This is a genomic window from Stenotrophomonas sp. G106K1, assembly GCF_037969685.1.
Lineage (GTDB): Bacteria > Pseudomonadota > Gammaproteobacteria > Xanthomonadales > Xanthomonadaceae > Stenotrophomonas > Stenotrophomonas lactitubi.
The window spans coordinates 1-12,302 of sequence record NZ_JBBPFR010000034.1; the positions used below are offsets into that span (position 1 = coordinate 1).

Below are 12,302 nucleotides of genomic sequence, written 5' to 3' on the forward strand. Positions count from 1 at the left end.
CGGCATGGATGCCGCGGCCAAGCCTACAGGGACGTATTTACGGCGTCCCCCGCAACCGGACCCACCCCGCTATCCCCCGGATAGCCAGCTGTTGCTGTTGCTGTTGCTGTTGCTGTTGCTGTTGCTTCGGCCGTTGCCGTTGCCGTTGATTCTGCAGGTGCAGGGCGCAGCCCTGCCGAACCCCTACCTCCCCAGCACGCGGGCGATCGCTTCCACCAGCAGCTCACCGGTCACCGGCTTGCGCAGGAAACCACCGATGCCCGCCGCTTCCACCTGCTGCTGCAGATCGGGGTCGGTGCGCGCGGTCACTGCCAGCAGCGGCAGCGTGTAGCCCTGGTTGCGCAGGTGCTGGGCGAGTTCGAAACCGCTCAGGCCCGGAAGATCCAGATCAAGCAGGCCGACATCAAAATCACCTGCGCTGATCTCACGCAGTGCGGCCAGCGCGTGGGCGGCGTGGACCACCTCATGGCCACGGGTCGCGAGCAGGCCACACATCACATCGGCCACGGTCGCATCGTCCTCCACCAGCAACACCCGCAGCGGTGGCATGTTGACCGCGCCAGCAGCGACATCACTGTCGGCACCTCCGTCGCTGGCTGCACCCTGTTGCAGCGGCAGTGGCAAGCTGACACCGAAGCAGGTACCGCTGCCCAGCTGGCTTTCCACGCGGATCCGGCCCTGCATGGCCAGTGCCAGCTCGCGGCAGATCGCCAGGCCCAGCCCGCTGCCGCCGTACTGCGCGGCAGTGCGCGCGCCGTCAGCCTGCTCGAAACGCCGGAACAACCGTTGCTGCTGCTCCTGGCTGATGCCCGGACCGGTGTCGCGCACCTCGAAATGCAGCCCACGCGGCCCTTCCTCGCAACGCGCGTGCAGCGTGATGCTGCCACGACTGGTGAACTTGACCGCGTTGGAGAGCAGGTTGAGCAGGATCTGTCGCACCCGCATCGCATCGCCGGTCGCCTGCAGCCCTGCCGGCAACTGGTTGTCGAGGATGAACCGCAGACCCTTCTGCGCGGCAAGCGGCCCCATCAGCGCGGCCAGATCCTGCAGCAGACGATTGAGACCGAACGCATTGGATTGCAGTTCCAGGCGCCCCGACTCGATCCGCGCCAGATCCAGCGCATCGTTGACCAGGTGCAGCAGGTGCTCGCCGGCGTGCCGGATCGACTGGGTATAGCCGCGCTGCTGCGGATCCAGCGGCGAGGCCAGCAACAGTTCACTCATGCCCAGCACGCCGGTCATCGGCGTGCGGATTTCATGGCCGAGATTTGCGAGGAACCGCGTCTTGGCCGCCGATGCGTGTTCGGCCAGGTCCTGCTTGTGCAGAGCGAGCTGGTAGGCGTGCTGGCGCTGCAGCCGGCGCCGGTACAGCCAGGCGAACCAGCTGGTCAGCAGCAGTGCAATCGAGGCCAGCACCAGCAGGCCGGACAAGCTGCGCCACCATGGCGGCTGCACGTGGAATTCCAGGGTCTGCACCCGCGACCACACGTGGTCGGCCGAGCGCGCCTGAACCTCCAGCCGGTAGGCCCCGGGTGGCAGGCGCGAGAACAGGCGCTCGCCTGCCGGGCCCACCTCGACCCAATCCGGGTCATAGCCGGCCAACCGGTAGCGGTAGGTGTTGGAGGCCGAATCGGCGAAAGACAACAGGCGCGCGACGATACGCAGGTCGCGGTCGCCATCGGCGATCTGCAGCGGCGTGTCATGGGTCAGGTCCAGCAGCTGTTCGTTGCGGCGCACCTCCACCCGCTCGATCACCAGCGGCGCACGTCGGGTGGAAGGCCGCACCTGCTCGGGATCAAACACCACCACACCGGCGGGGGTACCGGCCACCATTCGCCCAGCGGCGGAGGCAATCAGGGTGTGTTCGCGGAACTCCTGGCTGGGAAGCCCATCGTGCACCCCATACAGGCGCACGCTCTCGCCATCGGCACTCACCCGCACCAGGCCGCGGGCACTGGTGGCCCATGCCACGCCCTGTGCATCGACCACCAGACCGGTGGCGGAAATCGCCGGATAGCCCTGCTCCGTGCCCACCACCGCCTGCCGTTCCAACCTGCCCTGGCTCCAGAGATACCGCGACAGGCGGCCATCCTCGGACAACCAGATCTGCCCATCCTTGCCGACGTGCAGGGCATACACCGCCGTGGCCGGCGCACCCGGCACCGGCTGGAAGCGCTGCGCATCCGGTTGCCACTGCAGCAGGCCGCGGCTGCTGGCCAGCCAGATCCGGTCCTGCGGGCCGCATTCCACGTCAAGATTGAGCTGGCCGGCCTGCAGACCATCCTGGCCGTTGTCCAGCTGCCGGCGCACATGCCCGTCCAGGTCGCGCTGCTGCAGGCCCGCCGACAGCATCAACCACAGGCTGTCGCCATCGCAGGTCATCATCGCCTCGATGTTGCCTTCCATGGTCGCATCCGCGCCGGAGTTCCGGCCCCAACGCCGCAGTTCGCCACGACGCGGGTCGTAGCGCATCAAGGCGTCGGTCGAACCCACCCACACCCGTCCCTGCCGGTCTTCGCGCACCGAGGTCAGCCAGTGCATGCCGTTGACGAAAGTGCGGTGCTGCTCGATCACGCCCGTGCGCGGATTGAAACGGTCCAGCGCGCCATGGCTGCCGACGGTCCACACGCCACCATTGCTGGAGGGGCTGGTACCCAGCACATAGGAATTGCGCAGCGAGGACGGATCATCCTCCAGCCGCGAGAACACCGAGAACTGCCACCAGCGCGGCAGCAGATGCCACAGGCCGGCATTGGTGCTGGCCAGCCAAATGCCGCCTTCGCGATCCTCATAGGCGCCGGTCCAGTTCGGTCGCACCAGGCCACGGGCGATGGCGCTGTACAGCGGCACTGTCTGGTAACGGCCATCGATGCCCCGGCCCAGGCCGCTGCGGGTATCCAGCCAGTGCCCGCCCTGCTCGTCGCGCAGCATCATGCCCAGCACCTGGTCGCCGGCCGGCAATGTCCAGGGCCCGGATTCGAAACGGCCATCCGGGCGGCGCACGGTGGCCCCGGCCATCGTGCTGATCCAGAGGCTGCCGTCGGGCTCGGCGGTCAGGCCATTGATCAGCAGGCTGGGCACCAGGTCGCCGCCAATGCGTTCGAAGTCAGTGCCGGTCCAGCGCGCCACGCCATGCTTGGTGCCGACCCACAGGCTGCCGTCGGCAAGCGTGGCCAGGTACGGCACCGACGCAGCCGGCACACTGCGCGGGTTGTTCGCTTCGGGCAGGAACCGCTGCAGACGATCATTGCTGTCCAACCGGTACAGGCCGCCTTCGTGGGTGCCGAACCAGATCGCGCCATCCGGCGTTGCAGCCAGGCTCCAGACCGTGTTGCTGCCCATCAGTGGCTGGCTGCTGCGGTCGTAGAAGCGCAGCTGCCGGCGATCGGCTGACATCCGCACCAGCCCGGCATTTTCAGTGCCGATCCACAACTCGTTGCGGGCATCGACCAGCACGCTCCAGATGCGGTTGTCGCGCAGGCCGTCCTCCGAACGCCAGATGCGGTAGTTGCGCCCGTCGTAGCGGGCCAGGCCATCGTTGGTGGCAATCCACAGGTAGCCGTATCGGTCTTCGGCCATGCGGTTGACGGTGTTGGACGGCAACCCATCGAACACGGTGACCTGCCGCGGCGAAGGTGGCACCGGCTGCGCGGCAGCGGGCGCCAGGCAGCACAGCAGCAGCAGCAGCGTCACTGCCCGCAGATACACCACCGATGGCCTCCTCACGCTGCTGTTGATGATGCCCACGCCGTGGGCGTCGGCATGGTAAACCGAAAGCTGCGGGATTCACGCCACAATATGCCGTACTCAGCTGATGATCTGGCGTTTACTGCGCGCCTGGGCAATCGCCGCCACCAGCAGATCGCCGGTTACCGGCTTGCGCAGGAAACCATCGAATCCGGCCGCAAGCACCTGGGTCTCGGCATAGGCATCCGAGCGCGCGGTAACGGCCACCAACGGCAGCTCGTAGCCCATCGCGCGCAACTGGCGGGCGATGGCGGTGCCGTCGAGTGCCGGCAGGTCGAGGTCGAGCAGGCCGACATCGAATCCCTCGGTGGATATCTCCGACAGTGCGCCCAGGCCATGCAGCACGTGCACCACCTCATGGCCGCGGCCGCGCAGCAGGCCAGCGATGACCTCGGCAACGGTTGCATCGTCCTCGACCAGCAGGATGCGCAGTGCAGGCAGGGTCGGCGACGCTGCCTCGCCAGGGCTGGAAGCCTGCTGCCGCCCCCATGGCAGCGGCAGCCGCACTGCGAAACGTGCGCCGCGCCCCGGCTGGCTGTCAACATCGATGCGGCCGCCCATCGCCACCGCCAGCTCCTGGCAGATCGCCAGACCCAGCCCGCTGCCGCCATAACGCGAGGCGGTGCGCGGGCCATCGGCCTGTTCGAAGCGGTGGAACAGGCGCTGCTGCTGTTCGGCATTGATGCCCGGCCCGCTGTCGCTGACTTCAAAGGTCACCGCGCCACCGTCCTCCTCCAGGCGTGCCGCCAGACCGACATGGCCGCGCTCGGTGAACTTGATCGCGTTGCCCAGCAGGTTCAGCAGGATCTGACGGACGCGCATCTCATCGCCACTGACGCAGATCGGGCCAGGCAGTGCATCCCCGCGCTGGAAAGCCAGCCTGCGCTGTTGTGCCATCGGCTGCATCAATGCCTGCACCTGGTCCAGCAGTCCGCCCAGGTCGAACGGCCGGATGTCCAGTTCAAGCCGGCCGGCCTCGATCCGTGCCAGGTCCAACGCATCATTGACCAGCCGCAGCAGATGGCTGCCGGCCTGCTGGATCGAGCCTGCATAGCTGCGCTGCACCGGGTCCAGTTCGGTGGCCAGCAGCAGTTCGCTCATGCCCAGTACGCCGGTCATCGGCGTGCGCACTTCGTGGCCCAGGGTCGCCAGGAAGCGGCTCTTGGCCTGCGATGCCTGCTCGGCGATCTGCTGCTTGTGCACCGTCAACTGCCACTGTTGGCGCCGCCGCAGCCGCCTGCGGATCGACCACAGCAGTGCCAACAGCAACAGCGAGCCCAGCATCACATAGCCGAAGATCGCCATGCCGCTGCGCCACCAGGGCGGCAACACCTTGATGTGCAAGTGCTGCGAGGGTGTCCACTGGCCACTGGCCGATGCGGCCTGCACCTCGATCAAATAGGCCCCGGGCGGCAGCCGCGACAACGTACGCTGGCCATCCCCGCCCTGTTCCACCCAGTTCTGGTCGTAGCCCTCCACGCGGAACCGGTAGCGGTTGCCCTGCGGGTTGGCATAGGACAACAGCCGCGCATCGATCTGCAGGTCACGGTCGTCGGGCCCCAGCAACAGCAGGCCGGAGGTCGGCAAGGGCTGCCAGCCGCGCGCATCATCACGACGCACGCGCACCTGCGCGATCACCAGCTGCGACGGTGGCAGTTCGACATCCGCAGCATTCGGATCGAAACCCACCATACCGGTCTGGGTGACTGCCAGCACCCGGCCATCGGCGTCGATCGCCGGCGGGCGTCCGGTGAACTCGGCATCGAGCAGGCCATCGCGCTCATTGAAGATCTGCAGGCGACGCTGCTTCGGATCCCAGCGCAGCAGGCCACGCGGTGTCGTCGCCCACAACTGCCCGTTCGCGGCCAGGGCCAGCCCACCCATGCTGACCGGCGGCACGCCGGCGCCAGCATCGACGCGCTGGATCAGGCGCAGGCTGAGGCCATCCCACTGGTAGCGTTCAAATGCGCCCTGGCGTGCGATCCACATCTGCCGGGGATCGATCCACACCAGATCGTAGATCGGGCCCCTGGAAACACCGGGTACCGCTTCGAAGCGGTCCCCCTGCTCGCGCAGGATCCCCGTTTCCCCCATCACCCAGGCCTGCCCCGTGGCATCGAAGCGGATCTGTTCGACCGGTGCATCGGTATCACCACGCAGCATGGCGCCATCGAAACTGCGCAACAGGCGGCCCTCGGCACTGCGCTGCTGCAGGCCCAGATTCATCACCGACACCCAGACCGTGCCATCAGGCGCCTGCCGCATCAGATCGATCCGCTGTCGCAGGTCCGAGCCGCCGCCGATGCGCCAGTCGCGCAGCGCGCGGGTGGCCGGGTCATAGACGCTGATGCGTCCCGCGCGGCCCAGCCACAGCCGCCCATCGGGACGTGGCAGCACCGACCACACCGCGCCACCGCCCAGCTCGCGGTCGCTGGCCAGCAGGCTCAACGTCCCCTGTGCATCGATCTGGTAGACAGCATGGGCAGAGCCAACGTAGTAGCTGCGACCGTCACTGGCGGCGCTCAACAGGTACTGGCTGTCGAGCGGTTTGCCATCAAGCTGGTACCAGGTCGAAAAACGCCGCCAGTCTGGCGGAAGGTACGCCAGGCCCTGGGTCAACAGCGCGACCCACAGCCCTCCTTCATGATCCTGCAGCAGGTCGAGCACGCCACTATGGCTAGTCAGGAAGCCACTGCCACGGTCGCCTTCCAGCTTGCGCAGCACCTGGCCGTCACCGCGCAGCAGGCCATCGGAGGTTCCCGCCCAGTAGCCTCCACGGCTGTCGGGCAGCACCAGTGCCGAACGCAGGCTGGCGCTGTCGGCCCAGGCCGGTCGCGTTACCCGATCCTGCGCATCGATGCGGTACAGGCCGTCGTTCTGTGTACCGACCCAGACTGCGCCATCGGCATCGCGGCTCAGCCGCAGCACGCTGACCGCCGCCAGTTCGCGCGGCGCCACGGCTTCGAAGGCATGGCCGTTCCAGCGCGCGACGCCGGCTTCGGTTCCCACCCACAGCCGTCCCTGCGCATCGACCAGGCTGCTGAAAACGGTGTCGCTCGGCAGGCCGCCCGGCTGCGCCGGATCATGTTGGAAATGGCGCAGCGAGCCGTCTTCGCCGAAGCGGCAGACCCCATGGCTGCTGCTGCCGATCCATAGCGCATCCTCGGCATAGGCCAGCGTCCAGAACTGTCCCTGGCAGCCCTCAGTGACGGAATCGAAGGTCTTGAAGCGCTCGCGATCGGCATCCAGGCGGGCCAGCCCCTTGCCGTTGATGCCGACCCATACCCGGTCGAGCGGATCGACCAGCAGGGTTTCGATCTCGTTGCCGGGCAGCGAATCCGGTTGTGCCGGGTCGTGCTGCCACACCCGCAGTTCACCACCGTCATAGCGGGCCAGGCCGCCGTCGGTAGCCGCCCACACACGGCCCTGACGGTCTTCGGCCAGCGCGACCACCATGCGCGAGGGCAACCCCTCGGCCGCGCCGAAACGGCGCAGGCGCGGCGTTTCGCCGGCCATGTCCAAGGTCGCGGCTGCAGCGGAAAGCGCCAACAGCACCAGACCTGCTCCTGCAATGCCTTGGCACCACCGGCGCCAGCCGCTCGTCATCCTGAACCCCCTGTCCTGTGCCGATTGTCACACAGCGCTGCAGCCATCGCTGCAACAGCCTGTTTCCGGCCACATCGGCACCACGAACTGTTGCAGCCGTGGACACAGCGTTGCGCAGGGGCTATGGGTATGATCGAACGGTCTTTTTCCCGGAGTCCACCGCCGATGCGCCACTGCCTGGCCCTGCTGCCGATGCTGCTTGCCGTCGCCCCCGCCTGGGCAGGCAACGATGCCTACCGCATCGATCCGGTACACACCCGGGTGCTGTTCGCCATCGACCATGCCGGCTACTCGCAGGCGCTGGGTACGATCTCCGGAAGCCAGGGCCAGCTGCAGTTCGATAGCGACAACTGGCGCGATGCGACACTGGACGTCGAGATTCCGGTAGCACGCCTGGACCTTGGCGATGCCAAGTGGAACCAGGCCACGCTGGCGCGCAGCCTGCTCGACGGCGAACGCTTTCCCACCGCCCGCTTCGTTTCCCACCATGTCGAACCGATCGACGCGAAACGTGCCCACGTGACCGGGACACTGACCCTGCGCGGCGTCAGCCAGGAAGTCACGCTGGAGGTGACCTTGAACCAGGTCAAACGCTATCCGCTGCCGCCGTTCCGGCGTACTGCAGGGTTCTCCGCCACGACGACACTGAGCCGCCGAGCCTTCGGCATCACCGCCTGGCCGGGCGTGATCGGCGATGCGGTGCAGGTGCAGATCGAGGCTGAAGCCACGCTCGACCGCAGCGATTCTGCGGGAACTCCCGCGCCCCAACCCCACTCCGACAGCCAGACGGCCACCAAGGACCCTTCATGACCGCCAAGAACACCCCCGCCGCCTGGGGGAGTGTCAGCCAGATCCTGCACTGGCTGATCGCATTGCTGATTCTCGCCCTGGGCATCGTCGGCCTGACCATGGGCGAGCTGCCGAAGACGCCCAAGTACTTCTGGGTCTATACCGCGCACAAATCGATCGGCATCACCGTGCTGGCACTGGTGGCGCTGCGCCTGGGCTGGCGCCTGTATGCCGGCGCCCCCAAGCCGGTACCGGGCGTGCCGAGCTGGCAGGAACGCATCGCCAGCGCCACCCATGTGCTGCTGTATGTGCTGATGTTCGCCATCCCGTTGTCGGGCTGGCTGTACGACTCGGCCAGCGGCCTGCGCCCGTTCCGCTGGTTCGGCCTGGTCGAGGTGCCCAAGCTGAGCGGACCGGACCCGCAGGTCGTGGCGGTTTCCCACGCGCTGCACGAATACGGCTTCTGGCTGTTGATCGCGGTGGTACTGGCCCATGCCGGTGCTGCCTTCTACCACCACCTGTTCCAGCGCGATGCCACCCTGTCCCGGATGTTGCCGCGTGGCTGGCTCGCCTCTCCCCAGAAGGATTGACCGATGAACCTGAAACTGACCACCCCGGCCGCCGTGGCCGCCGCTCTTGCCGGCATGCTGGCCACCGCACCGGTGCTCGCCGCCGATTACGCCCAGGCGCCAGGTGCCGGTTCGTTCCTGGCCTTTGCCACCAAGTACGACGGTGAAGTGTTCACCGGCAGCTTCCCGGGCTTCGCCACCAAGCTCAGCTTCGACCCGGCCAATCCGGCTGCGGGTTCGCTGGACGTGGTGATTCCGCTGGCCGGCGCCAAGAGCGGCAACAGCGACCGCGACTCCACCCTGCAGGGCGCGGACTTCTTCAACGTCGGCAAGTTCGCTACCGCACGCTACACCGCCAAGGGCTTCCGCGCGCTTGGCAACGACCAGTTCGCCGCCGATGGCACGCTGGAACTGCGCGGCGTCAGCAAGCCGGTCACCTTCACCTTCACCTGGAAGCCCGGCGCACAGCCGGTGCTGACCGGCAAGGCCACGGTCAAGCGCCTGGACTTCGGCGTCGGCGGTGGCGACTGGGCCGATACCAAGACCATCCCGGACGAAACCGCGATCAGCACCATCGTGAAGTTCGACGCGAAATAAGACGCCCTGGCGTCCGCGGTAGCGCCGGGCCATGCCCGGCGGCTTCCCCCGATGGCCGCGCTACGCGCTCGCCGGGCATGGCCCGGCGCTACCTGCCCGCGGCCAACCAGGCCTGCACCGCAGCCGCATCGAACGGCCAGTCCAGCTCCTGCCCCCGTGCCTCATCACGCAGCACCGGCACCCGTGCCCCATAGCGCGCCTCCAGCGCCGGCTGGTCATCGAGGAACACCGATTCGAACTCGGGCGCCCGCGCCTTGGCCAGTTCGGCCAGGGCCATGTCACACAGATGGCAGTCGTCACGCTGGAACAGGGTCAACACCGGGGTTTGCTCCCTTGGCGGAAATGCTGCGCCGCAGTCATGGAAGTGCGGGGTGAACCGCTAGAATAGCGGTCTCTCCCGGTACCCGCAGTACGGCAACCATGGCTGTCAGCACGTTCGACGTTTTCAAGATCGGCATTGGCCCGAGCTCCTCGCACACCGTCGGGCCGATGAGGGCCGCCGAGCGCTTCATCCATCGTTGGCTGCTCGACCCGGGCAAGCTTGCGCAGGTCGCGCGCATCCGTGCCGATGTGTACGGCTCGCTGGCGCTGACCGGTCGCGGCCACGGCACCGACAAGGCGATCCTGCTGGGCCTGGAAGGGCAGCGTCCGAACCTGATCGATCCGGACATCATCCCGTCCACGCTGGAGCGCATCCGCAGCGGCAAGCGGATCATGCTGATGGGCCAGCACGAGATCGCCTTCGACGAAAAGCGCGACCTCGGGCTGAACAAGCGGCAGAAGCTGCCCTACCACACCAATGGCATGCGCTTCACCGCGTACAACGCCGATGACGAAGTGCTGGCCACCCGCGATTACTACTCGGTCGGCGGTGGCTTCGTGGTCAACCAGGACGACGCGGCCGATGACCGCATCGTGCCTGACGAAACGCCGTTGCCCTACCCGTTCAAGAGCGGCGACGAGCTGTTGGCGCAGACCGCACGCAGTGGCCTGAGCATCGCCCAGTTGATGTTCGAAAACGAGAAATGCTGGCGCAGCGAAGACGAGATCCGCGACAACCTGCGCGAGATCTGGAGCGCGATGCAGGCCTGCGTGGCGCGCGGCATCCGTGAGGAAGGCGTGCTGCCGGGTGGCCTGAAAGTGGGCCGCCGCGCACCGGCGCTGTACCGCGAACTGTCGTCGAAGCCGGAAGCGGCGATGCGCGACCCACTGACCACGCTGGACTGGGTCAACCTGTACGCGCTGGCCGTGAATGAAGAAAACGCCGCCGGTGGCCGCGTGGTCACTGCGCCCACCAATGGCGCGGCAGGCGTACTGCCGGCCGTGCTGCACTACTTCGACCGCTTCTGCCCGGGCGCCAACGAGCAGCGCGTGTTCGACTTCCTGCTGACCTCGGCGGCGATCGGCATCCTGTACAAGGAAAACGCCTCGATCTCCGGCGCCGAAGTGGGCTGCCAGGGTGAGGTTGGCGTGGCCTGTTCGATGGCCGCCGGTGGCCTGGTCGCCGCGCTGGGTGGCAACCCCAGCCAGATCGAGAACGCGGCGGAAATCGGCATGGAGCACAACCTGGGCCTGACCTGTGACCCGATCGGCGGCCTGGTGCAGATTCCGTGCATCGAGCGCAATGCGATGGGTGCGGTGAAGGCGATCAACGCCTCGCGCATGGCCATGCGCGGCGACGGCAAGCACAAGGTGTCGCTGGACAAGGTCATCAAGACCATGCGCGACACCGGCCGCGACATGCAGGACAAGTACAAGGAAACCAGCCGCGGCGGGCTGGCGGTGAACGTCATCGAGTGCTGAGGGTTGGCGCAGCCAGGCATGGCCTGGCTCTACTGTGCAGCCGAGCATGGGCTCGGCTCTACACCGGACGGCGTCGTCACCGCTTTGCGGTTAGGCTCGAGGCTCCCCTGCTCCGGAATGTCCCATGCGTGTGATCGCTGCTGCCCTGCTTGCCTGCGTTCCGTTGTCCGCTCTCGCTGCGCCGGCCTACGGGCCGCGGCTGGAGGGCTTCGACTACGGCTATCCAGTGAAGACCTTTGCACTGGAATCGCAGCGTCAGGCACTGGAGATGGCCTATCTGGATATTGCGCCGAAGAAGAAGCCGATCGGCGTGGTGGTGCTGCTGCATGGCAAGAACTTCTGTGCAGCGACCTGGAAGGAGACGATCAAGCCGCTGGTGGCGGCAGGCTACCGGGTGATCGCACCGGACCAGGTGGGTTTCTGCAAATCGAGCAAGCCCGAGCGCTACCAATATTCCTTCGGGCAGCTTGCCGACAACACCCATGCGTTGTTGCAGCAGTTGCAACTGGGTGACGTGCCGGTGCATGTGGTCGGTCATTCGATGGGCGGCATGCTGGCCATCCGCTATGCGCTGATGTATCCGCAGGAACTGCGCAGTCTTTCGCTGGTCAATCCGATCGGTCTGGAAGACTGGAAGGCACTGGGCGTGCCCTGGCGCAGCGTGGACGCGTGGTATGCCGGTGAAATGAACATCAGCTATGACAGCATCCGCCGCTACCAGCTGGACGTGTACTATGACGGCAAGTGGAAGCCGGCATACGAACCATGGGCGCGCATGCAGTCGGGCATGTACGAAGGCCCGGGCAAGCAGCAGGTGGCCTGGAGCCAGGCACTGACGTCGGACATGGTGTTCAACCAACCCGTCGTCCATGAACTGAAGAACCTGCAGGTACCGACCACGTTATTCATCGGCCAGAAGGACCGCACAGCGATCGGACGTGACCAGGCATCGCCCGAACTGAAGGCGACGCTGGGCAACTACCCGGCACTGGGCAAAGCGGCAGCGGCGGCGATACCCGGCTCGACCCTGGTCGAGTTCGCGGCACTGGGCCATTCGCCGCAGGTGCAGGACCCGAAGCAGTTCAATGCCGCATTGTTGAAGGCACTCAAGGCGCGGTGAGGTTACATGACCGCCGGGCATGGCCCGGCGCTACCACGATCGGTGTCGGTGGCACCGGGCCATGCCCGGCG

The 12,302-nt window shown here is 66.9% G+C and carries 8 protein-coding genes; 5 read left to right on the forward strand and 3 right to left on the reverse strand.

Annotated elements, in window-relative coordinates:
• Nucleotides 1-183: 183 nt before the first annotated feature.
• Complete coding sequence (locus WKB25_RS20060; protein ID WP_340572617.1) at nucleotides 184-3,711, reverse strand: two-component regulator propeller domain-containing protein; 3,528 nt, start codon at nucleotides 3,709-3,711, stop codon at nucleotides 184-186.
• A gap of 96 nt (nucleotides 3,712-3,807) precedes the next feature.
• Nucleotides 3,808-7,353: an ATP-binding protein gene (locus WKB25_RS20065; protein WP_340572618.1), complete on the reverse strand. Its 3,546-nt coding sequence runs from the start codon at nucleotides 7,351-7,353 to the stop codon at nucleotides 3,808-3,810.
• A gap of 165 nt (nucleotides 7,354-7,518) precedes the next feature.
• Between WKB25_RS20065 and WKB25_RS20070 the strand changes: the two genes are divergently transcribed.
• From WKB25_RS20070 to WKB25_RS20080, 3 genes are read left to right on the forward strand one after another with little or no spacing between them, the layout of a single operon-like run.
• A complete protein-coding gene (locus WKB25_RS20070; RefSeq protein WP_340572619.1) occupies nucleotides 7,519-8,163 on the forward strand; it encodes a YceI family protein in 645 nt (214 codons plus the stop codon).
• Nucleotides 8,160-8,732 (forward strand): cytochrome b, encoded by a 573-nt coding sequence (locus WKB25_RS20075; protein ID WP_340572620.1) that lies wholly within the window; start codon nucleotides 8,160-8,162, stop codon nucleotides 8,730-8,732. The genes WKB25_RS20070 and WKB25_RS20075 overlap by 4 nt, the downstream gene beginning before the upstream one ends.
• 3 nt (nucleotides 8,733-8,735) lie before the next feature.
• Nucleotides 8,736-9,308, forward strand: coding sequence for a YceI family protein (locus WKB25_RS20080; protein ID WP_099818880.1), 573 nt, complete (start codon nucleotides 8,736-8,738; stop codon nucleotides 9,306-9,308).
• 88 nt (nucleotides 9,309-9,396) lie between these two features.
• Here WKB25_RS20080 and WKB25_RS20085 read toward each other — a convergent pair whose 3' ends face one another.
• Nucleotides 9,397-9,627, reverse strand: a complete 231-nt coding sequence (locus WKB25_RS20085; protein ID WP_340572621.1) for a glutaredoxin family protein — start codon at nucleotides 9,625-9,627, stop codon at nucleotides 9,397-9,399.
• A 101-nt stretch (nucleotides 9,628-9,728) separates the two neighbouring features.
• Here WKB25_RS20085 and WKB25_RS20090 point away from each other — a divergent pair, with 101 nt between their 5' ends.
• Nucleotides 9,729-11,111, forward strand: coding sequence for an L-serine ammonia-lyase (locus WKB25_RS20090; protein ID WP_340572622.1), 1,383 nt, complete (start codon nucleotides 9,729-9,731; stop codon nucleotides 11,109-11,111).
• A 124-nt stretch (nucleotides 11,112-11,235) separates the two neighbouring features.
• The gene (locus tag WKB25_RS20095) at nucleotides 11,236-12,231 is read left to right on the forward strand and encodes an alpha/beta hydrolase (protein WP_340572623.1); all 996 of its coding nucleotides are present in this window, start codon (nucleotides 11,236-11,238) and stop codon (nucleotides 12,229-12,231) included.
• The last annotated feature ends 71 nt before the right edge of the window (nucleotides 12,232-12,302 follow it).

Excerpts from the sequence above, each read along its gene's own strand:
- WKB25_RS20090 (WP_340572622.1), top strand. The coding sequence starts at position 9,729 with ATGGCTGTCAGCACGTTCGACGTTTTCAAGATCGGCATTGGCCCGAGC.
- WKB25_RS20065 (WP_340572618.1), bottom strand. The coding sequence starts at position 7,353 with ATGACGAGCGGCTGGCGCCGGTGGTGCCAAGGCATTGCAGGAGCAGGT.
- WKB25_RS20095 (WP_340572623.1), top strand. The coding sequence starts at position 11,236 with ATGCGTGTGATCGCTGCTGCCCTGCTTGCCTGCGTTCCGTTGTCCGCT.
- WKB25_RS20080 (WP_099818880.1), top strand. The coding sequence starts at position 8,736 with ATGAACCTGAAACTGACCACCCCGGCCGCCGTGGCCGCCGCTCTTGCC.
- WKB25_RS20075 (WP_340572620.1), top strand. The coding sequence starts at position 8,160 with ATGACCGCCAAGAACACCCCCGCCGCCTGGGGGAGTGTCAGCCAGATC.
- WKB25_RS20070 (WP_340572619.1), top strand. The coding sequence starts at position 7,519 with ATGCGCCACTGCCTGGCCCTGCTGCCGATGCTGCTTGCCGTCGCCCCC.